At 73.4% G+C, this 23,379-nt stretch carries 21 protein-coding genes and 1 riboswitch; of the genes, 2 read left to right on the forward strand and 19 right to left on the reverse strand.

Annotated elements, in window-relative coordinates:
* Nucleotides 1-35: 35 nt before the first annotated feature.
* The 3 genes from ASE27_RS15445 to gdhA form a co-directional block, all read right to left on the reverse strand.
* Complete coding sequence (locus tag ASE27_RS15445; RefSeq protein ID WP_056653424.1) at nt 36-1,718, reverse strand: ABC transporter substrate-binding protein; 1,683 nt, start codon at nt 1,716-1,718, stop codon at nt 36-38.
* Between the two features lie 379 nt (nt 1,719-2,097).
* Nucleotides 2,098-2,853 (reverse strand): copper homeostasis protein CutC, encoded by a 756-nt coding sequence (locus ASE27_RS15450; protein WP_056652428.1) that lies wholly within the window; start codon nt 2,851-2,853, stop codon nt 2,098-2,100.
* A 274-nt stretch (nt 2,854-3,127) separates the two neighbouring features.
* On the reverse strand, nt 3,128-4,465 hold the full coding sequence (gene gdhA, locus ASE27_RS15455) for an NADP-specific glutamate dehydrogenase (RefSeq protein WP_056652431.1): 1,338 nt from the start codon (nt 4,463-4,465) through the stop codon (nt 3,128-3,130).
* A gap of 318 nt (nt 4,466-4,783) precedes the next feature.
* Nucleotides 4,784-4,895, forward strand: a riboswitch (SAM riboswitch).
* A 20-nt stretch (nt 4,896-4,915) separates the two neighbouring features.
* On the opposite strand from gdhA, the gene ASE27_RS15460 reads away from it, so the two are divergent.
* Together ASE27_RS15460 and ASE27_RS15465 are read left to right on the forward strand one after the other, a co-directional pair.
* Entirely contained in the window at nt 4,916-5,632 is a 717-nt protein-coding gene (locus tag ASE27_RS15460) for an NADPH-dependent FMN reductase (RefSeq protein WP_082609082.1), read from the forward strand.
* Nucleotides 5,629-6,195, forward strand: coding sequence for a flavin reductase family protein (locus ASE27_RS15465; protein ID WP_056652434.1), 567 nt, complete (start codon nt 5,629-5,631; stop codon nt 6,193-6,195). The genes ASE27_RS15460 and ASE27_RS15465 overlap by 4 nt, the downstream gene beginning before the upstream one ends.
* 73 nt (nt 6,196-6,268) lie before the next feature.
* Here ASE27_RS15465 and ASE27_RS15470 read toward each other — a convergent pair whose 3' ends face one another.
* From ASE27_RS15470 to ASE27_RS15545, 16 genes are all read right to left on the reverse strand, one after another.
* The gene (locus tag ASE27_RS15470) at nt 6,269-6,685 is read right to left on the reverse strand and encodes a hypothetical protein (RefSeq protein WP_235535456.1); all 417 of its coding nucleotides are present in this window, start codon (nt 6,683-6,685) and stop codon (nt 6,269-6,271) included.
* A gap of 199 nt (nt 6,686-6,884) precedes the next feature.
* Nucleotides 6,885-7,982 carry an LLM class flavin-dependent oxidoreductase gene (locus ASE27_RS15475; protein ID WP_056652438.1) on the reverse strand — a complete coding sequence of 366 codons (1,098 nt, stop codon included), beginning with the start codon at nt 7,980-7,982 and terminating at the stop codon, nt 6,885-6,887.
* Between the two features lie 134 nt (nt 7,983-8,116).
* Complete coding sequence (locus ASE27_RS15480) at nt 8,117-9,232, reverse strand: LLM class flavin-dependent oxidoreductase (RefSeq protein WP_056652442.1); 1,116 nt, start codon at nt 9,230-9,232, stop codon at nt 8,117-8,119.
* Nucleotides 9,233-9,365: 133 nt separating this feature from the next.
* The gene (locus ASE27_RS15485; protein ID WP_200955963.1) at nt 9,366-10,136 is read right to left on the reverse strand and encodes a GNAT family N-acetyltransferase; all 771 of its coding nucleotides are present in this window, start codon (nt 10,134-10,136) and stop codon (nt 9,366-9,368) included.
* Complete coding sequence (locus tag ASE27_RS15490; RefSeq protein WP_056652445.1) at nt 10,133-10,543, reverse strand: rhodanese-like domain-containing protein; 411 nt, start codon at nt 10,541-10,543, stop codon at nt 10,133-10,135. The genes ASE27_RS15485 and ASE27_RS15490 overlap by 4 nt, the downstream gene beginning before the upstream one ends.
* Nucleotides 10,544-10,642: 99 nt before the next feature.
* The gene (locus tag ASE27_RS15495) at nt 10,643-11,932 is read right to left on the reverse strand and encodes an LLM class flavin-dependent oxidoreductase (protein WP_056652448.1); all 1,290 of its coding nucleotides are present in this window, start codon (nt 11,930-11,932) and stop codon (nt 10,643-10,645) included.
* Nucleotides 11,933-11,997: 65 nt separating this feature from the next.
* Nucleotides 11,998-12,819, reverse strand: a complete 822-nt coding sequence (locus tag ASE27_RS15500; RefSeq protein WP_056652453.1) for an NADPH-dependent oxidoreductase — start codon at nt 12,817-12,819, stop codon at nt 11,998-12,000.
* A gap of 83 nt (nt 12,820-12,902) precedes the next feature.
* Nucleotides 12,903-14,075 (reverse strand): FAD-dependent oxidoreductase, encoded by a 1,173-nt coding sequence (locus ASE27_RS15505; protein WP_056652455.1) that lies wholly within the window; start codon nt 14,073-14,075, stop codon nt 12,903-12,905.
* Nucleotides 14,076-14,157: 82 nt separating this feature from the next.
* Nucleotides 14,158-15,189 (reverse strand): ABC transporter substrate-binding protein, encoded by a 1,032-nt coding sequence (locus tag ASE27_RS15510; RefSeq protein ID WP_056652458.1) that lies wholly within the window; start codon nt 15,187-15,189, stop codon nt 14,158-14,160.
* Between the two features lie 76 nt (nt 15,190-15,265).
* Nucleotides 15,266-16,090, reverse strand: coding sequence for an amino acid ABC transporter ATP-binding protein (locus ASE27_RS15515; protein WP_056652461.1), 825 nt, complete (start codon nt 16,088-16,090; stop codon nt 15,266-15,268).
* Nucleotides 16,087-17,241: an amino acid ABC transporter permease gene (locus ASE27_RS15520; protein ID WP_056652464.1), complete on the reverse strand. Its 1,155-nt coding sequence runs from the start codon at nt 17,239-17,241 to the stop codon at nt 16,087-16,089. The genes ASE27_RS15515 and ASE27_RS15520 overlap by 4 nt, the downstream gene beginning before the upstream one ends.
* Before the next feature lie 95 nt (nt 17,242-17,336).
* On the reverse strand, nt 17,337-18,035 hold the full coding sequence (locus tag ASE27_RS15525; RefSeq protein ID WP_082608995.1) for a GNAT family N-acetyltransferase: 699 nt from the start codon (nt 18,033-18,035) through the stop codon (nt 17,337-17,339).
* Nucleotides 18,032-18,976 carry a DUF1684 domain-containing protein gene (locus tag ASE27_RS15530; RefSeq protein ID WP_056764679.1) on the reverse strand — a complete coding sequence of 315 codons (945 nt, stop codon included), beginning with the start codon at nt 18,974-18,976 and terminating at the stop codon, nt 18,032-18,034. Before ASE27_RS15530 ends, ASE27_RS15525 begins: the two co-directional genes overlap by 4 nt.
* 46 nt (nt 18,977-19,022) lie before the next feature.
* On the reverse strand, nt 19,023-20,504 hold the full coding sequence (locus ASE27_RS15535) for an NtaA/DmoA family FMN-dependent monooxygenase (RefSeq protein ID WP_056652468.1): 1,482 nt from the start codon (nt 20,502-20,504) through the stop codon (nt 19,023-19,025).
* 12 nt (nt 20,505-20,516) lie between these two features.
* The gene (locus ASE27_RS15540; RefSeq protein ID WP_082608996.1) at nt 20,517-21,776 is read right to left on the reverse strand and encodes an LLM class flavin-dependent oxidoreductase; all 1,260 of its coding nucleotides are present in this window, start codon (nt 21,774-21,776) and stop codon (nt 20,517-20,519) included.
* 691 nt (nt 21,777-22,467) lie between these two features.
* A complete protein-coding gene (locus ASE27_RS15545; RefSeq protein ID WP_056652472.1) occupies nt 22,468-23,286 on the reverse strand; it encodes an SDR family NAD(P)-dependent oxidoreductase in 819 nt (272 codons plus the stop codon).
* Between the last annotated feature and the right edge of the window lie 93 nt (nt 23,287-23,379).

Here is a 23,379-nt window from a genome sequence, read left to right on the forward strand (position 1 = left end):
TCCCATCATCATCGAAGCTCCTCCTCGGCCCGACATCACTCGGCGGGCTTGATGGTGCTCAGCACCACGCCGGCAGACACCGAACCCCACGACGGCGGGAAGGCGTAAAGGTTGTCCTCCGTGGGCCACCCGGTGAAGTCCTTCTGGTCGAAGAAGGTCTGCGTCGCGTTGATGACCAGCGGGATGTACGGGAGGTCACGCGTGATCTCGGTCTGGATCGTGGCGTAGGCGTCCTTCTTCGCCGCCTCGTCGTTCGTCGCGGCTGCGGCGTTGACGGCTGCGTCGACCGTGGGGTTCGAGTACCGGGAGAAGTTCCACTCGCCGGACTCGAGCTGAGTCCCGACGGGCTGCGTGTACTCGCCGCTGAACCAGTCGCGGTAGATCTGGAACGGGTCGGCGACCGAGGTGCCGACGACGCCTCCCATGATCAGCTCGAAGCTGCCGGTCTGGCGCGAGTCCGAGAACTCGTCCCACGTGACGGTGCTGGCCGTGACCCCGATGCCCGCGGCCTTGGCCTGCGCGGCGATGAGCTCGGCAGCGGCGTTGTAGTCGCTCCAGCCCTCGACGGACGTGAGGGTCAGCTCGACCTTCTTGCCGTCCTTCTCGTAGATGCCGTCTCCGCCCTTGGTGTAGCCGGCGGCCTCGAGGATCTTGCCGGCCTCGGCAGCGTTCGCCTCCTGCGGGCTGACCTTCTCGACGTCAGGGGAGATCCACTTGTCGTCGCGACCGAGCAGGGCGAACGTCGGGGAGATCTCGCCGGCGAGGCCGACGAAGGCCTTCTCGTTGATGACGCCGCGGTCGATCGCGACGTTGAGCGCCTGGCGGACCGCGACGTCTGTCTGTGCGCCGGCGCACCCTGCCTCGACGTTGGCGCAGGTGTACAGGACCGTCGGGTCCTGCGGCGTGTTGATGTAGCCGAGACGGCCGTCGGCGGTCAGCCCGTCGGGGTCTGCCACGAACATGCCGGCCCAGTCGACCTTGCCGGTCTTCAGGAGGCTCTCGGCCGAGGTGTTCGCGTCGATCCCGAGGTACTGGACCTTCTCGACGGCCGGTGCCCCGCCCCAGTAGTCGGCGTTGGCGGCCATCGTGTAGGACGCGTCGGACGTGCTCGCGACCGTGTAGGGACCGGTGCCCACCGGCGCCTCGTTGGCGAACGTCACGGGGTCGGGGACGTCCTTCCAGACGTGCTGGGGAACCATCCAGGAAGCGCCGAGGAGGGCGAACTCGTTGGTGAACTGCGGGCCCGTGAAGGTGAGCTTGACGGTCGTGGGGTCGACGACCTCGGCGGACGCGAGGTACTCCGGCTTGGAGGTCTCGTTCGAGAAGGACCAGACGACGTCCTCGGCAGTGAACGGCTTGCCGTCGTTCCACGTGACGCCCTCGCGGATCTTCACCGTCAGCTCGGTGCCGTCCTCGTTGAACTCGAAGGACTCCCCGAGCATCGGGGTAGGAGCCTCTGCGCTGGCCTTGTTGTAGTAGAAGAGGGTCTCGTACACGCCACCGAGCGCAGCGTGGAGGACGGTCGGTGCGTACGGGTTGAAGTTCGCAACGATCGGCGTCTGGCTGCCTGCCCACACCGTGAGCACACCGTCGCCCTTGCTCGCTGTGCCCTGGTCGCCGTCGTCACCCGACGAGCCGCAGCCCGTGGCGAGCAGCGTGAGGCCGGAGGCGAGCGCCACCGCGGTGAGAAGGCGCTTGCGCCCCTTGCTTCGGATCATCATCGGTCCTTTCGAGTCGTCGACGCCTCATCACGTCGATCAGCCCCGCTCGGCGGGTATGTGCAGGAACACTAACGAATCAATCGGGCCCCACGGAGCAATACAACAGGAAAGTTACCTAAATGAAACACGTGAAGGGTCGAACGCGGCAGGATCCGCAGGAATCCGGGGATCTCGCGCGTCGCCGACCGCGCTCGGTGGGCCGGGGGACGCGACCAGGACCCCGGACGCGCCCGCCGCGACGGTCAAGAGCCTCCCATCGAGGGTGACGGACGCCCTGCCCGGCGCACACCGCAGGGCCACACTGCCCCGCACCCGACCGGTCGGTCAGGTACGAGGCAGCGCGGATCTCAGGGCGTCAGGATCCGACGCCCCCTGTTCAGGAGCCCAGCGCCACGTCGAGCGCAGCGCGGGCCTCACGTGCCGCTCCCAGGTCGGTGACCTCGTAGCCGGACCCGCCCCCGCCGCCGGGGCCGCCGTCGTCGGGCCGGATGCCCTTGGCCGAGAGGTGGACCGCGTCCACGCCCGCCGCCACGAGGTCCCCCATGTCCTGGGCCCGCACTCCCCCACCCGCCTGGATCTGCACGCGCCCTGCGGAGTGCCGAGCCATGGCACCCAGCCGGTCGACCCCGTCGATGCTGCGAGCCGCACCACCCGACGTGAGCACGCGCGTGACCCCCAGTCCCGCGAGGAGGTCGAGGGCCGCGGTGACGTCCTCGACGACGTCGATCGCCCGGTGGAAGGTCACCTCGCGCCCGTCGGCGGCCGCGACCAGGGCGCGGACCGCGGCCTCGTCGACGAGCCCGTCGGACGTGAGCGCCCCGATCACGACGCCGGCGGCGCCTGCTGCGACGGCCGCGCGGACGTCGCGCACCTGCACGTCGAGCTCGGCCGTGCTGAAGACGAACCCTCCCGGGCGCGGCCGGACCAGCGGGTGGACCTCGACCGGCACTCCCCCGCCCGCGGCCTCTGCGGCCACCGCGACGGCCGCCTCGAGCAGCCCGACGCTCGGCGTCAGCCCACCCGTCGCCCCCAGCGCCGAGCACAGCTCGACCCGGCTGGCGCCGACCTCGGTGGCGATCCGTACGCCGTCGGTGTCCTGGACGGCGATCTCGAGCGCGACCTCGCGTGCCATGTGCTGGTGCTCCTTGCCTCGGGGGCCGGCGCGCGACGGCGCACCGGCGGGTCAGCGGCCAGCGTAGACCCGCGCAGGACCGCGGCCCGACGGCGTCCCGTACGTGACGTCGTCGAGTCGCCCGCCCGCGAGCGCGGCCCGCGAGCCCACCTCACGCCCCGCCGGGGACGACGAGAGCGGCGCGCCCCGCGCGTGCTCGAGGCACACGGGGACGCACCGCTCCTGGTCGTGCGGGGCAGTGCCCGGGCCGCTCAGCGGCCCGTCAGGACGACCGTCAGATGACGCCCTGGGCGATCATCGCGTCGGCCACCTTGGTGAAGCCTGCGATGTTCGCACCGAGCACGTAGTTGCCCGGCTCGCCGTACTCGTCGGCCGTCTCCTCGCAGCGCGAGTGGATGCCCTCCATGATGTGCGCGAGGCGCTCCTCGGTGTACTCGAACGTCCACGCGTCGCGCGAAGCGTTCTGCTGCATCTCGAGGGCCGAGGTCGCGACGCCACCCGCGTTCGCGGCCTTGCCGGGCGCGAAGAGCACCCCGGCCTCCTGGAGCAGGGCCACGGCCCCCGGCGTGGTGGGCATGTTGGCGCCCTCCGCGACCGCGAGGACACCGTTGGCGACGAGCTGCTTGGCGTCCTGCTCGGTCAGCTCGTTCTGCGTGGCGCAGGGCAGGGCGACGGTCGCGGGGACGTCCCAGATGCTGCCGCCCGTGACGAGGCGCGCACCGGGGCGACGCTCGACGTAGTCGGCCACGCGTCCGCGCTCGACCTCCTTGATCTGGCGGAGGAGCTCGACGTCCACGCCTGCCTCGTCGACCACGTAACCCGACGAGTCGGAGAACGACACGACGTTCGCGCCGAGCTGCTGGGCCTTCTGGATCGCGTAGGTCGCGACGTTCCCGGAGCCCGAGACGACGACGCGCTGGCCGTCGAAGCTCTGACCCTTGGTGCGCAGCATGTGGTCGGCGAAGAAGACCGTGCCGTAGCCCGTGGCCTCGGTCCGCACGAGCGACCCGCCCCAGCTGATGCCCTTGCCCGTGAGGACGCCGGACTCGTAGCGGTTCGTGATGCGCTTGTACTGGCCGAACAGGTAGCCGATCTCGCGGCCACCCACGCCGATGTCGCCGGCCGGGACGTCGGTGTACTCACCGATGTGGCGGTAGAGCTCGGTCATGAACGACTGGCAGAAGCGCATGACCTCGCCGTCGGACCTGCCGCGCGGGTCGAAGTCCGACCCGCCCTTGCCGCCGCCGATGGGCATGCCGGTGAGCGAGTTCTTGAAGATCTGCTCGAACCCGAGGAACTTGACGATGCCCAGGTAGACCGACGGGTGGAACCGCAGACCACCCTTGTACGGGCCGAGAGCCGAGTTGAACTCGACGCGGAACCCGCGGTTGATCTGCACGCGGTTCTTGTCGTCGACCCACGGCACGCGGAAGATGATCTGGCGCTCGGGCTCGCAGATGCGCTCGAGCACGGCGGCGTCGACGTACTGGGGGTTCTTCTGGAGCACCGGGCCGAGCGAGTCGAAGACCTCGCGCACCGCCTGGTGGAACTCGGCCTCACCAGGGTTGCGGGCGAGGACCTCGTCGTAGACGGAGTGCAGACGACTATCCATGAAGTGCTCCTCGGCAGGGCTGGTTCTTAACTGCACCAGGTTACGTACGTGTAAACACCGCCGTACTCCCGTCCCACTCTGAAAGACAGCAGGCTCACGACCTGGGACATCGCCGTTGCCCGGGGCCACTTCCCGTGGCGCGCCCCGGACCCGGCTCACCCCGGCAGGGACCGGGCCACGGCCGGTGTGCGACGGCATCCCGCCCGGCCCCCGACCGCACCCCACCCTGGCCCCGTCGCGAAACAACCGTCCACGCCGTGAGAAATCTCGACCGGATCGGTACAGATTCGCGCCGACCGGGCTATACCCCTACCCAACGGTCACGAGCACCAGCGCCAAGCCCCGGCTCGCTGGTCAGCAACCCCTCCCACGACGGGGTGCTCCGGGAGATGACCTGGTCGCGCCGGCACCGGCGCGGCAAGCGTGCAGCACGACGACAGCGAGGACACCATGACGCAGCACCAGGCACCGCCCACCGACCCAGCCGACAGCGCCCTCGGCTACCGACCCGGCCCTGCCGACGGCTCACCCCTTCCGCCCCGGCCCGCCGTGGTCACCCTGGTCGGCAACCCGCGCCCGGGGTCACGGACCCTGGGCGCGGCACAGGCCGTCGCGGCCCGGGTCGCCGACCACCTGGGCCTCGCGGCACGTCCGGCAGAGGCGGGTTCGACCGACCCCGCGAGCTCCCCGATCTCCCCGACCACCGCGACGATCGACCTCGCCGAGATCGCGGCCGAGATCCTGACCCCCGTGCACCCGCGCGCCGACGCCGCGCGCGAGGTCGTCGCGGGCGCGACCGTCCTGGTCGTCGCGACGCCCGTCTACAAGGGCTCGTACACCGGGCTGCTCAAGGCGTTCCTCGACCTCTACGGTCCGGACGGCCTGGCCGGGGTCGTCGCGGTGCCGGTCGTGGTGTCGGGCAACCCGGCGCACGCCCTGGCCGGCGAGGTGCACCTGCGCCCGCTCCTCGTCGAGCTCGGCGCGACGGTCCCCACGCGCACGCTCGCCCTGCTGGACTCCCAGCTGGGCGAGGCCGAGCTCGCGAGCACCGTCGACGCCTGGCTCGACCGTGCGGGAGGCCCGTTGCTCCGGGCGGCGAGCGCCGCCGTCGGGCAGGACGTCCCCACCCACCAGACCGCCCCCGAGCTCGCCGAGGTGACCCGATGACCGCCGAACCCACCACCCGCTCCGACGTCGCGGGCCTCGCCGGGCTCGAGGCCCTGCTCCACGAGCAGGACGAGCCCCAGCTCAGCCCCGACGCCTACAAGGCCGTGTTCCGGCAGCACCCCGCGGGCGTCGCGGTCGTCGCGCTGCACCACGAGGGGCGGCCCGTGGGCTTCACCGCGACGTCGGTCATCTCGGTCTCGGCCGCGCCGCCGCTGCTCGCGTTCTCGCTCGCGTCGACGTCGTCGTCGTGGCCCGCGATCTCCGCGGCCCGCACGGTCACGGTCAACTTCCTCAGCGCCGACCAGGACGACGTGTCGGCGCGCTTCGCGACGAGCGGGATCGACCGCTTCGCAGCCGGCGGGTGGTCACCGCTCGACTCCGGGGAGCCCGTGATCGACGGCGCGCTGTCCTGGGTGCGCGGGCGCATCATCCAGCGCACGCCCGTGGGCGACAGCTACCTGGTCTCGCTGCGGGCGCTCGCGTCGGGGACGCGCAGCGACGCGACGCCGCTGGTTTACCACGACCGGTCCTACCACCGGATCGGGGACCACTCGGCCCTCTGAGGCCACGGCAAGGGCGAGGGGCCCGACGGCGGTGCGCACCGCCGTCGGGCCCCTCGTCCTTGTCGTGGGTCGGCTACCAGGTCCAGCCGCGCGCGCTGAGCTCGAGCTCCTCGCGCAGCCGCTCGTCCTCGTCGCTGCGCAGGCCCGCGGCGAGCGGGTCCGCGTCGACCTCGAGACCGCTGAGCCGGCACGCCTCGCGCAGCAGCGCGTCGTACGCGCCCTGCGCGGCGAGGTAGTGGTGCGCCCGGGCGTAGACGCCCGGGTCGTCCTGGACGTCGCGCAGCTCGTGCGCGAGCTGGCCCAGGCGGATCTGGAGGCCCAGCGCCACGAGGGGATCAGGTGCCCGACGGCGCCGCTCGCGCCAGGTGGTCCGGTGCGGCCGGAGGGGAGGGAGGACGTCCACGGGGGGTCGGTCGTGGCGCACCGTGAGCCACGCGATGACGGCGACCGTCGCCGCGCCCACCACGCCGGAGATCACGAGAAGCCACATCGTCGGAGCCTTCTTCCGTGCCCCTGCGCGCAGCGCACGTGCCCGCAGGACAGTTCCAGCCTAGGACGTGTGGGAGCGCTCCGCCAGGGTCGGGGACGGCCACGTGGCCCTGCGCGGGAGACGGGAGGCGCCCGCCGAGACCGGGGTCCGGGCGGGCACCTCTTGCGTCTCGTAGGGCATCGCCTGGCGACGCCCCGTGCTAGCCCGCCGTGAACCCCTTGGCCCGGCGGGCGTCGGCCGGGCCCCACAGGTCGGTCTTGACCTCGGCCCTGACGAGCGGCACGACCTCCTCCGCGAACCGGCGCAGCACGTCGTCCTGCCGCGCCGGCTCCAGGAGGTGGTTGATCGAGACCGACTGCAGGTCGTGCCCGTAGCTCTGGTGGTAGTCGAGGATCTTCTCGGCGACGCGCTCGGGCGAGCCCACGAGGGCCGGCCCGCGCTCGACCGCCTCCTCGATGGTCCGGAAGCTCGTAACCTTGCCGACCGCGGCCGGGTCGTGCTTGCGCAGGTCTGCGCGCGCGACGGCTCCCTCGTAGATGGGGCGGAACTCCTCGATCGCCTGCTCGGTCGTGTCCGCGAGGAACAGCCCGCCCGAGCCGGAGCCGACGAACCCGTACGCCGGGTCGTGGCCCGCGGCCGCGTACTGCTCGCGGTAGTGGTCGATCAGCACCTGGTAGTTCTCGCGGGGCTGGAACGCGTTGGCGCTCACGATCGGGTCGCCCCACCTCGCGGCGAGCTCGACCGCGAAGCGCGAGGTCGCCGACCCGTGCCAGATCCGGAACGCGCCGTCGTACGGGCGGGGCAGGGTCGTGGCGCCCTGCAGGTCGGGGCGGTGGCGGCCCTCCCAGTCGACCTCCTCACCGCTCAGGAGCAGGCGGAGCAGCTCGTAGTTCTCCTCGAGGTACTCGTACTGCCGGTCGATGTCGAGGCCCAGCAGCGGGTACTGGAGCGCCTCGTTGCCCTTGCCGATGACCATCTCGAACCGGCCCCGGCTGAGCTGGTCGATCGTCGCGTAGTCCTCCGCGACGCGGATGGGGTCCAGCAGGGACAGCACCGTCACGCCCGTGCTCAGCAGGATGCGCGACGTGCGCGCGGCGATCGCCCCGAGGATCACGGTGGGCGACGACGACAGCACGTCCCCCGCGTGCCGCTCGCCGACCGCGAACGCGTCGAGGCCGAGCTCCTCGGCCAGGACCGCGGTCTCGACGACGCGTTCGAGTCGTTCGGCCGCGGGAACGGCCTCGCCCGTGACGGGGTGGGGCGGGTTGAAGACGATGTCGAGGACCTGGAAACGCACGGATGCTCCTTGGTGGGGGTGGGGTGGGGTGTGCCGCGATAGACGGCGGGCGTCGAGGTAGAGGGCGGGCGTCGAGGTAGAGGGCTCGGGCCCTCTACCTCGACGCGAGCCCTCTACCTCGCGGGGAAGGAGGCTCAGGCCGCCTGTGCCGACGCCGCCTCGGCGTCCCGCTTGGCGACCTCCTCGCGCACGATCGGGATGACGTAGCGGCCGAAGTCGGTCGCGTCGTCGAGCAGGTCGTAGCCGCGCGCCGAGATGATGCGGACGCCCAGGTCGTAGTAGGCGAGCAGCGCCTGCGCGACGGTCTCGGGCGTCCCGACGAGAGCGTTCGAGTTGCCGGCGCCCCCGGTGGCCTTGGCCGTCGCGGTCCACAGGGCCGTGTCGAACCGGTCGCCCTGGGCCGCGATCTCCAGGAGGCGCTGCGAGCCCGCGTTCTCGGGCTTGTCGATCGGGTGGCGACGGCTCAGCACGCCGCCCGCCGCGGCCTTGCGCTCCTCGATCCGGTCGAGCACGCGGTGGGCCTTCTCCCAGGCCAGCTCCTCGGTCGCGCCGAGGATCGGACGGAACGCGGCGTGGATCCGCGGGGGCGTGGAGCGCCCGGCAGCCGCGGCCTCGGTGCGGACGCGCTGGATCTGCTCGGCCGTGCGGTCGAGCGGCTCGCCCCACACCGCGTAGATGTCGGCCTCGGCCGCACCGACCTTGAACGCCGCGTCCGAGGACCCGCCGAACGAGATGGTCGGCGTGCGCCCCTCGAAGGGCTTGGTGTCGAGGACGAAGTCGTCGAGGTCGTAGAAGCTCCCGTGGTGGTCGAACGGCTCGGCGCTCGACCAGGCCTTCTTGACGATCTGGATGTACTCCTGGGTGCGGGCGTAGCGCTCGTCCTTGGTCAGGGTGTCTCCCTCGCGCCGCTGCTCGTGGTCGTTGCCGCCCGTGATGAAGTGGACGGACAGGCGACCCTCGGAGAGCTGGTCGAGGGTCGCGAAGGACTTGGCCGCGAACGTCGGGTAGGAGACGTTGGGGCGGTGCGCGAGCAGCAGCTCGACCGTGTCGAGGCGGGCCGCGGTCCAGGCCGCGAGCGCCGACGGCTCGGGTCCGCTCGACCCGTAGGCGAACAGGACACGGGTCCAGCCGTTGTCCTCGTGGGCGCGCACGATGCGCTCGAGGTACTGCTTGTCGAACGGTGCGGTCGTGCGGGACGTGGTCTCGGAGGCGTCGCTCGTGGTGGCGATGCCGAGGAACTCGACGGGCATGGTCTTCTCCGGTTCAGGTGGGGTGGGGTCTTCGGCGGGTACGGGTGGTGGTGCTCGTGCGAGTGGCGGTCGGCCGAGGTAGAACCTGCTGCGCGAGGTAGAACGCGTCGAGCACTACCTCGCGCAGCACGCACTACCTCGGCGGGACGGTGGGTGGATGCGGGCCGGGGCCCTCGACGGGCGGGAGGTCCAGGCCGTACGCGTGCAGCCGCCCGCCGCCCTCTCCCTCGATCACGCGGGTCTCGCGCTCGGGCAGCCGCCTGAACCCGAGCGCCTCGTAGAGCCGGTGCGCCCGGGTCATCTGCGGACCCGAGTTCATGACGACCCGCTGCGCCCCCTGGGCACGAGCCACGTCGAGGACGTGCCGCGTGAGCGTCGTCCCGATCCCCCGTCCCCGAGCGGCGGGGGCGACGCCGAGGAGGCGGAAGTCCAGCTCGCCGTCGAGCGCCAGGGGTGAGATGTGCCGACCAGGCGGCGGGGTCGCGACGGTCCCGAGCAGCGCTCCGGTCTCGTCGTCGACCGCGACCCACACGTCGTGCTCGGCCGCGCGGCTCGCGACGTCTCGCAGCACGTCCCGGTACGACTCCGAGATCGTGTACTCGAACCCGTACGCCGCTTCGAGCAGGTCGGCGACGGCCTCGTGCTCGACGGGCGTCACGAGCCGGACGGTCACCCCGGCGCCGTCCCCGGGCGACCCTGCTCCTCCGTGACGGCTCCCGTCCGGGCGAGCGGCGCCGTCGGGCCCCCTGCCCCCGTGACCGTCGCGGCGCGCCGACTCGACGAGGCGGGCGACGCCGTCGGCCACCTCGCGCACCCGCCGGGCCCGGCGCGAGGACTCGCGGGGGTCGGCCAGGCCGGCGGGCGGGTTCCCGACGCCCGCGCGCGACGTGGTGGGCGCGCTCATGCGCGCTGCCGGACGGGCTCGTGCGGGCCCGACGACGCCGGCTCGCCCGCCGCGTCCTGCGCACCCGCGCCCGGCTCGGCCGGGAGGCCCGCGTCGCGCCAGGCGGGGAAGCCGCCCTCGACGTGCGAGACGTTCGTGTAGCCGCGAGCAGCGAGGGCCTCGGCGACGGGGCCCGAACCGCGCTCGGAGCCGCAGACCACGACGATCGGGGTGTCGAGCGAGACCGCGGGCGCCGCGACCGAGCCGAAGATCGCGTCGAGGTCCTCGCGGTCCGTGACCGTGGCACCCGGGATGGCGCCCGCGCTCGCACGGCCTCCCGCGCTGCGGACGTCGACGAGGAAGGCTCCGGCGGCGACGCGGTCGCCCGCGTCGGTGGCCGGGGTGAGCAGGGGCTGGTGCTGGGACATGTCGTCTCCTGGGTCGGGTGGTGCAGGTGGTGCTGCTGCCGAGGTAGAGGCCTCCCGTCGAGGTAGAGGTCTGGAGCCCTCTACCTCGACGGGTTCCCTCTACCTCGCGAGGGCTGGTTCGCGGTCGGCCGCGACCTCGGGCCCGGCCGCGTCCGCCGCCGACAGGCCCCAGCGGGCCGCGAGCAGCTCGAACGACCGGGCCCGGTCGGCGGGGTCGTGCGCGACGGTCGTCACGACGATCTCGTCGGCCACGGTCACGCGCGCGAGGGTCTCGAGGCGTTCGACGACCGTGTCGGGCGACCCGACGAACCTCGTGTCGACGCGGTCCTGGACGGCCGCACGGTCGGCGTCGGACAGGTCGTCCCACGCGGGCGTCGTGCCGGGCGCGGGGTAGGCGATCGCGCCGTCGGCCCCGCGGCGGATCGACAGGACCCAGGCCGTGAAGGGGTCCGCGATCCGGCGGGCCTCGGCGTCGGTGTCCGCGACCAGGACGTCGGCCGAGACCACGACGTACGGCCTGTCGAGCACGCCCGGCCGGAACGCCGCACGGTAGGCCGCGATCGTGTCGAGCGTCGCGGACGGGCCCACGTGGTAGTTCGCGGCGAGCGGCAGGCCCAGCTCGCCCGCGACGCGCGCGCTCACGCCGCCGCTCGACGCGAGCACGAACAGGTCGAACGCCGCGCCCTCGACGGGCGGGCTCGTGTACGCGGTGCCCGCGCTGTTGGTGAAGGTCCCCGCACGCAGGCCCAGGACCAGCTCGAGCTCGTCGCGGAACTCGGCGGGCGTCCGGCTCGCACCGACGACCTCCTTCTGCGCGAGCAGACGCTGGCGCAGCGCGGTGTCGGTGAAGGCGACGCCGGGTGCGGCGGGGATCAGGAGACCGTCGACCACGCGCGTCCCGGCGGGCTGCGCGGGGGCGGACGGGGTGGGCTCGCCCGCCGTTTTCGCCTGCGTGCCCGACGACGGAGCCTCGGCTCCCGTGCTCGCCTCGCTCTTCGCGGGGGGCGGGGTGAAGGCCCGGCCCAGTCCCAGGTCGACCCGACCCGGGTGCAGGGCCGCGATGGTCCCGAACTGCTCGGCCGCGAGGAGCGGGCTCGTGGTGCTCAGCAGCACGGCGCCCGACCCCACGCGGATGCGCGTCGTGCGCTCGGCGACGAGGGCCGCGAGGACCGCGGGGGACGCCGAGGCGACGCCCGGGGACAGGTGGTGCTCGGCGAACCAGATGCGGCGGTAGCCCAGCTCGTCGGCGCGGACCGCGGTGTCGAGGGTGTCGCGCAGGGCCTGGGCTCCGGTCGAGCCCTCGCTCACGACCGCGAGGTCGAGGATCGACAGCGGGACCCGAGTCGGGTGCGGGGTCTGCGGGGTGGTCGGCTGGTCGGAGACGGTCATCGGGGTTCCTCGGTGGTCGTGGGGGTGTCCTGGTCGAGCGGGGGGTCGGGCGGGCGGTCCGCCGGTCAGCGCGAGGGCAACCCGCGCGCTGCGAGCGCCGAGTGCAGGTGCGCGTGGCCGCGCTCGGGTCCGGGGACCGCGAGCCGGTCGACCACGCGGCGGCGCCAGCTCTGCGCGAGCCCCTCCTCGCGGTAGAAGGGCGCGATGAGGTCCTCGTACGCGTCGACGTACGGCGCCTGGGCGGCCAGGTCGTAGGTCTCGTGGTGCAGCACCGCGGCCTGAGGAAGCCGTGGCTTGACCCGTTCGCCGCCTGCAGGGTCGGGATGCCCGACGACGAGGCCGACGACCGCGACCGTGCCCTCGGGCAGGCCCAGCTCGGCCGCGACCTGCTCGGGGTGGTGGCGCAGCGCGCCGATGTAGACGGTCCCGAGCCCCAGCGACTCGGCGGCCACGACCGCGTTCTGCGCGGCGAGCGCCGCGTCGACGAACGCGACGACCGTCGAGTCGAGGTAGTCGGCACCCGCCAGGTGCGTGCCGTCGGCCGCCCCGATCGCCCGGGCGCGGGCCAGGTCCGCGACCCACACGAGCAGCAGCGGAGCCTGGCGGACGTGCGCCTGCCCTCCGGCGAGCGCCGCGAGCCGGTCCTTGCGGGCCGGGTCGGTCACCGCGACGACGCTCCAGAACTGCATGTTGGACGAGGTCGGCGCGGACTGCGCGGCGGCGACCAGGGTCGGCAGGACCGTGTCGTCGAGCGGGTCGGTGAGGTAGGCCCGGACCGTGCGGTGCCGCAGGATGCCGGCGATCGCGTCGGTGAGCGGGGCGACGTCGTCGGGCTGGTGGGCGCCGTAGCGCTCGGTCAGGGGCGAGACCGTGGTGAGGGTCGACATGCTGGCCTTTCGGTCGTGCGGGCGGGGGACGCGGGTGCGGGTGCGGGTGCGGGGGCCGGGCAGGAGGATGCAGACCGGACGCGTCAGCCCGCCGGCACCCCCGCGAACCGGGCCAGGGAGAACAAACGGTCCGCGGCGGCCGGCCGGGCGGTCGGTTCCTCGCGGGCCAGCTCCGCCAGGACCCGGCCGATCGACGGCGCGAACTTGAAGCCGTGGCCCGAGAACCCCGCGGCGATCACGACACGGCCCACGCGGTCGAGCACGAAGTCGTGGTCCGGTGTCGTGGTGTACGTGCAGGAGATCGGCACGAGCCGGTCGGCGTCGGCCCCTGGGACCCACGTCCGCACGTAGTCCTGGAGCTGTGCGAGCTGCCCGGGCTCGGGACGGTAGGTCCGCCGGTCGGGATCGGTGCGCGGCCCGACCCCGTGGAAGCCGACCTTGATCCCCTCTCCCGGGGTCGCGAGCCCGTAGACCCCGCTGGGCCACGGGTGCGGCTCGGCAGGGGCGTGCGTGAAGCTGGGCCAGGCGTCCTCCGCCGGTGCTCCCGGGGCGAGCGCGAAGTGCGCGGGCTGCTCCTGGGTGACGACGAGGGGCGGGACGGACGCGACGCCGTCGGGCTCGGAGAACGCCGCCCCCAGCAGGCCCGCGCTCCACGCCCCCACCGCGACCACGACCGTGTCCGCGACCAGGTCGTACCGGTCCGTGACGACCCGGACCGAGCCCGCACCCGGGTGGACGTGACGCACGTGCACGCCGTGGCGGACGTCGGCGCCGTGCGAGCGCGCCGCGGACTGGAAGGCCGCGACCGCGCGGTCGGCGTGGACGCGCCCCGCCGTCGCGGTCTCGTGGAGCACGTCGCCCTCGAAGCGCAGGCCGGGCCAGCGCTCGGCAGCCTCCTCGGGGCGCAGCCACTCGTGCGGGACGCCCCGCGCGACGAACGCGTCACCGATCTCGGTGCGGCGCGGGAAGCCGTGGCTCACGCCGCCCGTCAGGGTGAGGACCGCGTCGGCGGGGAGCCCTGCGTCGCGCTCGAGCTCGCGCCACAGGCCGAACGCCTCCTGCGCGAGATCGAGGTACGCGGGCTGGGTGTACGTGGTCCGGTAGATGCGCGACGCCCCGTGCGAGGCACCGTGCGCGTGGCCTGGCTCGAAGCGCTCGAGCAGGACGACGTCGTGCCCCGCGCGCGCGAGCTGCCACGCCGCGGCCGAGCCCATGACGCCTCCACCGACGACGACGTGCGACACGTGCTCGGTCATCTGGCTGCCTCTCGATCAGTAGGTCTGGTGCCGCCGGCCCGCGGGTCCCAGGAGGATTCCGCGGGCCGGTCGGCCGTCCGGGTCAGGGCTTGGGCAGCCCGGGAGGGTTGGTCTCGGAGGCGGGGATCGCCTCGTCCTCGAGACCCCAGTGCTCGAGGAGCTCGGTGTAGCTGCCGTCCTCGATCGCGTGGTTGATCGCCGCGGTCACGGCCGGGGCGAGCTCGCTGCCCTTGAGCGTCGCGACGGCGATCTGCGCGGTCGCGGGCCAGCCGCCGTTGAGCGTGCCGACCACCTTGTACTGGTCGGGCGCGGTCGCGGCACTGTAGGCGAGGCTCGCGTTGGGGCCGACGTAGAGGTCGAGCCTGCCCGACGCGACCGCGAGCAGCGCGTCCTTGTAGTCCTCGTAGTACTCGGGCTCTCCACCCTTGATGGGCTCGAGTCCCGCGTCGATGTTCTCCTGGTTCCAGGCGAGGAGGATCTTCTCCTGGTTGGTCCCCGAACCCACGCCCACGGTGAGGCCCGCGATGTCCTTGGCCTCCTTGATCGCAGGCACCTTGTCGTTGGACGCACCCGCGAGCCAGCCGAGCTGGTCGTTGCGGTAGGACGAGAAGTCGTAGAGCTCCTTGCGCTCCTCGGTCACCGTGACGTTCGAGATCACGGCGTCGACGTCCCCGGACTGCAGCGCGAGCGGCCAGTCGGCCCACGCCTTGACCTCGAGCTCGAGCTCGAGGCCGAGCGCGTCCGCGACGAGGACCGCGATGTTGGGCTCGTTGCCGATGGGCGTCTTGTCGTCGTCCGCGAGGAAGCCGAGCGGAGGCAGTCCGCCCGCGGTCGTCGAGACCTTGAGGACCCCCGCGGCCTTGACGTCCTCGGGCAGGAGGGCGATGGCCTCGGGCGACTCGGTCGTGTGGATCCACTCCTGGTCGGGCGAGGTGTCGATGACGAGGCCGGCGGCCTCCGCGGCCTTCTCGTTGTCGGCCGTGCCGGGCTCGGCGTCGGCGCTCGTGGCGCACGCCGCGAGCAGCGCGAGGAGCGGGAGGGTCGCGACGGCGGCAACCGTCCGGCGGGAGGGGCGGCGGGCGGCGCGGGGCGCGCCGGAGGTACGGAGGGACATCATGTTCTCTTTCGGTGTGGGTGGACGTGCGGTGGGGTGACGCGGCCCGGGCGATCTGTGTGCCGGGCTCCGGGCGTCACAGGACCTTGTCGAGGAAGGCCTTGGTCCGGTCGTGGCGGGGAGCGTCGAGGACCTGCGCGGGCGGGCCCTGCTCGACGATGCGGCCGGCGTCCATGAAGACGACCGTGTCCGCGACCTCGCGGGCGAAGCCGATCTCGTGCGTGACGACGACCAGGGTCGTGCCGCCGTGCGCGAGGCCCTTGATGACGTCGAGCACCTCGCCGACGAGCTCGGGGTCGAGCGCAGAGGTCGGCTCGTCGAAGAGCAGGACGCGGGGACGCATGGCGAGCGCGCGGGCGATCGCGACGCGCTGCTGCTGCCCGCCCGAGAGCTGCCGGGGACGGGCGTCGGCCTTGTCGGCGAGACCCACGCGGGCCAGGAGCTCGCGCCCCTCGGCCTCGACCTCGGCCCGGTCCCTGCCCTGGGCGGAGACCGGTGCCTCGACGACGTTCTCGAGGGCCGTGAGGTGCGGGAAGAGGTTGAAGCTCTGGAACACGAACCCGATCCGGGTCCGCTGGACCAGGATCTCCTTCTCCTTGAGCTCGCGCAGGGTGTCGCCCTTGCGGGAGTAGCCGATGAGGTCGCCGTCGACCGCGATGAAGCCGCGGTCCACCTTCTCGAGGTGGTTGATGACGCGCAGGAGCGTCGACTTGCCCGAGCCCGACGGGCCGAGGATCACGGTGACCTCGCCCGGGCGGACCTCGAGGTCGATGCCCGCGAGCACCTCGAGCGTGCCGTAGGACTTGTGGACCCCGCGGACCTCGACGAGGCCCGTGGCCGGGGATGCGGCCGTGGAGCCGGCCGCGGTCGAGGCGGCCGCAGCGGTGGTCGTGGCGGTCATGCGGCACCTCCGGTGGTGCGGTCGCTCGTCCCCGTGCGCAGCAGGTGGCCGCGGCCGACCGCGGCGCGGGCCGCGTAGGCGGGGGGCAGGTGGGCGGGCGCGGGGCGGCCCGTGAGGCGGGACCACGCGACCTGGAGCGTCCAGCGGACCCGCTGGACCGGCGTCGGGGGCAGCGTGCGCACCGCGCCCTTGGCGTAGTGCCGCTCGACGTAGTACTGCGCGATCGTCAGCACGGTCGTGATGACCAGGTACCAGATCGCCGCGACCATGAGCAGCGGGACGACGCGCTGGTTGCGGCCGTAGATCACGCCGATCGTGTAGAACAGCTCGCCGTAGGCGAGGACGTACACGACCGACGTGCCCTTGACGAGGCCGATGATCTCGTTGACCGACGTCGGGACGATGGTCCGCATGGCCTGCGGGAGCACGATGCGCAGCGTCTGGCGCGAGCGCGGGATCCCGAGCGAGGCCGCGGCCTCGTGCTGGCCCTGGTCGACCGAGAGGATCCCGGCGCGCACGATCTCCGAGGAGTACGCGGCCTGCGAGAGGCCCAGGCCCAGGATCGCGGCGCCGAACTTGTCGATCACGTCGAGCGTCCCGAACTCGAGGAAGCCGGGCCCGAACGGGATGCCGAGCGAGAGCGTCGGGTAGAGGTAGGCCAGGTTGTACCAGAGCAGGAGCTGCAGGATCAGGGGCACCGAGCGGAACACCCACGTGTAGGCCGACGAGACGGCCTGGAGCAGGGGCGAGCGCGACAGGCGCATGAGCGCGAGGATCGTGCCGAGGCCGAACCCGACCACGGCGGCGACCGCGGTGAGCCGGATGGTGCCCCACAGGCCGTTGAGGACCGAGGGCCACGTCAGGTACTGCGCGACGATCGACCACTCCCACTTGGGGTTGGTCACGAGCGAGCTCACGACCATCGCGAGGAGGACCGCGACGCCCGCGGTGGCGATCCACCGGCCCGGGTGCCGCGCGGGGACGACCTTGAGGTCCTCCCAGCGCGTGGGCGACACGTCGGTCGTGCTGGTCGTGCTGGTCGTCGTCGGGGTGGCGGGCGCGAGCGTGGACGCGCCCGGCGGGTCGGGCAGTGCTCCGGGGGGTGGGACGAGCTGGCGTGACTCGTCCTGTGGCAGGGACAGGGTGCTCATGGGGACCTCGGGCGGGTGAGAAGGGGTCGGGCGAGGGCGCCGCGGCGGGAGCCGGGGCCAGGTCGTGCCGTGTCAGAGCGAGCGGGACGTCGAGGTCACGCCGGTGCTGACACGTGCGGACAGAGCCACTTCTCGAACGCCAGGGGCCCGACGTCCTCGGGGTCCCGGCTCACGTCGAACAGCGGGGTGTAGCCCGCGCTCAGGTACAGCCCGGCGGCCTCGGGCTGGCGAGGGCCGGTCGTCAGGTAGATCCGCGCGTAGCCGCGCTCGGCAGCGCGGTCCTCGAGCTCGACGAGGACCTGGCGGGCGAGCCCGCGGCGCCGGTGGGCCGAGTGCGTCCAGATGCGCTTGAGCTCGGCGGTCGCGACGAGCGGGGTGCCGTCGTCGCTGTGCGTCTCGTGAGCGTCCGGGCGGGGGTCGTCACGCAGGGCGGACCGCCCGTCCCCGGGCCGGGTCCGGCGCGCGGGCTCTCCGAGCTCAGGCTCTGCCCGACGCCGGAACGCACCTCCCGCGACCGGCTCGCCGTCCGCGAGGAGCAGGACGAGCTCGCCGTCGGGCGCCGCGAAGTCGGCTGCCGGGTAGTGCTCCATCTCGGCCCGCAGCTCGTCCTCGTCGAGGATGCTGCGGTAGCGCGTGGCGTACTCGTGGGCGAGCTCGTCGAGGAGCGGGCGCACGAGCGGGTCGTGCAGGGTCACGGACCGGACCTCGACGGACGGGAGGACCGACGGCGCGACGACCGGCCCGGTCGTGGCGGCCCGTGTCGTGACGGCCCGTGTCGTGGTGGGTGCGCTCATCGGGGGACCTTCTCCCCCGCCTCGACCGAGAACGGCAGGACGTTGCCCGCGACGGGCTGCGGGCACGTGCCGAAGTCGCTGAAGGCGTAGGGCAGGTTGAGCGTGCGGTTCAGGTCGAGGCGCAGCGTCGGGCCGGGCTGCCCGTCGCTGCGGACGCCTTCTCCTGCCTCGTCCTCGTCGGCTCCTCCGCCCGCCGCGTCACGGTCGACGAACAGGATCCGCCAGTCCGCGACGCCGGGGGCCGGGTCGGTGAACAGCAGCGTGGCACCGCCGCCGGGCTTGCCCGTGAGCCGGAGCGTCGTCGTGACGCCGTCGCGGACCACGTCGACCTCGCCCACGACCTGGACGTGGTGCTCGAGCCCCGGCTGCGCGCCGCCCACGACCTCGGCGACCGGCTCGTCGTACCAGCGGACGGGCGCGTCGAGGACCCAGGCCGGGTCGTAGGAGAACGTCGGCACGCCCTCGAACGCGACCCGGGCGCGGGCCCTCGGGTCACGCACGCGCAGCCCGTAGCGCCCGGTGCGCCGCACGAGCTCGACCGCGACCGCGGAGGCCGGGTCCGCGCCGTCGGGCACGAAGGTCGCGACGATGCGCGACGCGCCCTCCGCGACGTCCTGGACGTGGGTGCCGCGCAGCGCGTCCTGGCTTCCGGCCGGGACGATCGCGTCGGCCGCGGCCGCACGCAGGTGCACGCCCTCGGCATCCGACCACCACTGACCGGGCAGGCCCGCGAACGTCGCCGGGGACTCCGGGACCCAGTGCAGCGCGGTGAGCGTGAGCCAGCCGTGCGGCTCGCGCAGCGACCGTTCGCGCTCGGCGTGCCAGGCGGCCCACGCGGCCGCGCCGTCCGGGTTGCCTGTCGACGTGCCCGTCGGGGCGGACGCCGCGGCGTGGCGGCCGCGCGTGGCGACGTCGGTCGGGGTGGTGGTGCTCGTCGTCATGATGCTCCTTCAGGACTGGTGGTCGGACGGTCGGATGCTGCGGGGGTCAGCTCAGGCGGGCCGAGCTGCTCGCCCCGGCCGCGACCGTGTCGCCTACGGGGGCAGGGCCGGCTCCGACCTCGGGGCGCGAGAGGCCGAGGTGGTCGCGCAGCGTGGTGCCCGTGTACTCGGTGCGGAACGAGCCACGCTCCTGGAGCAGCGGCACGACCTGGTCGAACACGTCGTCGAGCCCTGCCGGGGTCAGGTGCGGCACGAGGATGAAGCCGTCCGACGCGTCCTCCTGGACGTGCCGGTCGATGTCGTCCGCGACCTGCTGGGCCGTGCCGACGAACCCGCCCCGGCTCGTCACGTCGATCACGAGGTCGCGGATGGACCAGCCGTTGGCCGCGGCCTTCTCGCGCCAGGCGCGGACCACGGGACCTGGATCCTTGACGTGCCGGACCCGGCCCCGCGTGATGCTGAGGTGCTCCAGGTCGGGCTCGAGGTCGGGCAGCGGACCCTCGGGGTCGTAGGCCGTGAGGTCGCGCCCCCAGACCTGCTCGAGGAACGCGATCGCGGTCCTGCCCGGCACCTGCTGGAGGCGGATCTCGCGCGCACGCTCGGCGGCCTCGTCGGCCGTGTCCCCCAGGACGACGACCGTCGCCGGGAGGATCTTGAGCGAGTCGCGGTCGCGGCCGTGCGCCGCGAGGCGCGACTTCACGTCGGCGTAGAACGCCTGGCCGTCCTCGAACGCCGAGTGCGCCGAGAAGACGACGTCGGCGGTCGCCGCCGCGAAGTCGCGGCCGTCGGCCGAGTCGCCCGCCTGGAACAGGACCGGGTGCCCCTGGGGCCCACGCGGGGTCTCGAACCGGCCCGACACGTCGAAGTGCTTGCCGCGGTGCGCGAACGGTCGCACTCCCCCGGGCCGCACGAGGCCCCCGGGGGCGAGGACGTCGACCGTGCCGTCGTCCTGGCCGTCGACGAGATCGATCACCGCGTCGTCGTCCCACGAGTCCCAGAGCCGCCGGGCCAGGGCCACGAGCTCGCCCGCGCGCTCGTACCGCTCCTCGTAGGGAAGGAACCCGCCGCGACGGAAGTTCGCGCCCGTGAACGCGTCGGGGCTCGTGACGAGGTTCCAGGCCGCGCGGCCTCCCGACAGGATGTCGAGGCTCGCGAACTGGCGCGCCAGCTCGTAGGGCTCGTTGAAGGTCGTGTTGACCGTGCCCGCGAGGCCCAGGCGGTCGGTGACCGCGGCGAGGGCCGCGAGCACGGGGAGCGTGTCGGGGCGGCCCACGACGTCGAGGTCGTGGATCTGCCCCTTGTGCTCGCGCAGGCGCAGGCCCTCGGCGAGGAAGAAGAAGTCGAGCTTGGCCTCCTCGGCCCGGCGGGCGAGGTGCTCGAACGAGCTGAACTCGATCTGGCTGCGGGAGGCGGGGTCGCTCCACACGGTCGTGTTGTTGACGCCCGGGAAGTGGGCGCCCAGGTGGATCTGCTTGCGGGGACGGCCGTCGCGCGAGCGGGCCGTCGAGGCAGGGGTGGGGTGCGTCATGGTGGCGGGTCCTCAGGCGATCGCGGCGGCGTAGCGGTTGGCGGGGCGGGCGAGCCCCAGGGTGTCCCGCAGGGTCGAGCCCGGGTAGGTCGAGCGGAAGACGCCGGCCTCCTGGAGGAGCGGGACGACGTCGTCGACCAGGGCGTCGAGGTCGGTGCGCAGCGACGAGGGGCGGATCGTGAACCCGTCGACCGCCCCGGCCTCGACCCACTCCTCGACGACCTCGGCGAGGTCGCGGGCCGTGCCCACGTGCGTGAGCGACCCGGTGTCCCACGTGATCCCCTCGAGCCCCTCGAGCAGGTCGAGGCGTGCCTGGGCGCTGGCCCGGTCCTGGCCGATCACGGCGTAGACGTCGACGAGCACGCGCAGGTCGTCGGGGTTGCGGCCTGCCTCGGCGGCCGCAGCACGCACCTGGTCGCGCAGCGCCCGGGCGCCGTCGAGCGTCGTGGCCCGCACCCGCACGACGTCGGCGCGACGACCTGCGAGGGCCAGCGCCTCCGCGGAGTCCCCGCGCACGACGACCGGGGGCTGCGCCTGGGGCGAGCGGGGCGTGATCGACGGGCCCTTCACGGCGAACCGGACGCCGTCGTAGTCGACGTAGTGGAGCTTGTCGCGGTCGACGAAGCGGCCCGAGGCGACGTCACGGATCTCGGCGTCGTCCTCCCAGCTGTCCCACAGCCGGCTGACGACCTCGATGGCCTCCTCGGCCTCGGCGACCGCGTCGGCCGTGTCCTGGGCACTCTTGCGCCCGAACAGCGCGGCACCGGACTCGGTCGTCGACCAGCCCACCTGCCAGGCGGCGCGGCCCGCGCTCACGTGGTCGACGGTCGCGATCGCCTTGGAGACGTGGAACGGCTCGGTGTGCGTGGTGTCGACCGTCGCGACGAGCCCGATCCCCGCCGAGCGCGGGGCGAGGCGCGAGGCGACGAGGGCCGCGTCGAGGCGTCCGCGCAGCGTCGTGTTGCGCGTCGGCTGGAGCGAGAACGTGTCGTCGAACAGCGCGAAGTCGAGCACGCCGCGCTGAGCCGTGGCGACGAGCTCCTGGAGGCGCTGGCCGTCGAACAGGCGGGGCGACTCGGACCCGACCGCGCGCCACGCACCCGCTCGTGCTCCGGCGTCGGACAGGTCGACACCCAGGTGGGCCGAGCGGCGGGGCGAGCCATCGAGCAGGTCGTCGAGCGCGTCGAGCGACGGGTCGGTCGCACGGTCGCCCTGCTGCTCGGCGGACGAGGAGGCGGGGGTGAACAGCGGGGTCAGGTTCGAGTCAGGCATGGGTCGTTCCACTCCGGGAGGTCGGGTGCGGGATCGCTCGGCCGCTGTCGCAGGGATCGGCGGAAGGCCGCGGCGGGTCGCGAGCACTGCGGGGTGCAGGTGGGGGTGCAGCGGGGTGGACCGCCGGGCCGGGCGACGGGTGACCGGGGCAGGCCGGTGTTCCGGCAGGCCGCGGCGACCGCGTCACGGGCGGGGCGGTTCAGGGGCGAGCCGGCTCGGCTCGGGAGGCGTCAGGAGGAGCGCAGGCTCAACAACAGACGCGGCCCGGGACGACGGGACGCCCGGGGGAACAACACATTCGACGGGCGGGAGCCACGGCTCCCCGTGCCGACGCGACGGGCGTGAGGACGAGCGTGTCGCGGATGTCCACGGGTCCTCCTCGGGTCGGCGGTGCTTCGGGTGCTGAGGCGCTTCGGTGCGGCGGACGGTGGCGTCTGCCGATGGCCCGGAATGTATGCCCGGGTCCGAGGAGTGTCAACGACTTCGGCGAACAGTCCGCATTCTGGACCGAATCAGTAGAGATTGCGCCCCGAACCCTGCCGAAACGGACATCGGAGGTGAGGGCCGTCGTCGGGCGTGCGCTCGACGGGGAACTTCCCGGTGCCGAGGTAGAACCGTCTGCGCGAGGTAGGACGCGGCAGGCACTACCTCGCGCAGACGGTTCTACCTCGCGGACCGGCAGCCTGGCGGGTCAGCGCGGCGCCATCCGGATGCCGCCGTCGAGGCGGATCACCTCGCCGTTGAGCATGGGGTTCTCGACGATCGAGCGGACCAGGCGCGCGAACTCCTCCGGGCGCCCGAGCCGCCGCGGGTGCGGCACCTGGGCCGCGAGAGACTCCTGGGCCTCCGCGGGCAACGACGCCATCATGGGCGTGCTGAAGATGCCGGGCGCGATCGTCATGACACGGATGCGCAGGTCCGCGAGGTCGCGCGCGAGCGGCAGCGTCATAGCCGCGACCCCGCCCTTCGAGGCCGCGTACGCGGCCTGGCCCACCTGACCGTCGAACGCCGCGACCGACGCGGTGTTCACGATCACGCCGCGCTCCTCGGGGACCTCGATGTCCCCCGGGGCACCGGCCGCCACACCGTCTGCACCGTCCGCGCCCACCACCCCGTCCAGCGCGACCATCCGCTCGGCCGCGAGCCGCGCGACGTTGAACGTCCCGACGAGGTTCACGCTCACGACCTTCGCGAACGACGCCAGGTCGTGCACCCCGCTCCTGCCGAGCACGCGCCGCGCGAGCACGATCCCCGCGCAGCTCACCGCGACGTGCAGCCCGCCCAGGTCCGCGGCCGCGTCGAGGGCCCGGGACACGTCGTCCTCGCTCGTGACGTCGGTCGGGACGAACCGCACCGCATCGCCCAGGGAGTCCGCGAGCGCCTGACCGGGCAAGCCCGGCAGGTCCGCGACCACGACCCGCGCCCCGGCGCCGACCAGCTCCTCGACGGTCGCCCGCCCCAGGCCCGAGGCCCCTCCGGTCACCAGCGCGACCTTGCCCGCGATCTCCACGTCCCACTCCTTCGTCGACGGTCGTCCGCCAGCGTAGCCAGGTGGTCGCGTCGTCGCCCGGCGCAGACTCCCACCGTGGGTTCGTCGCAGCAC

This window comes from Oerskovia sp. Root918 (assembly GCF_001428945.1).
GTDB lineage: Bacteria > Actinomycetota > Actinomycetes > Actinomycetales > Cellulomonadaceae > Oerskovia > Oerskovia enterophila.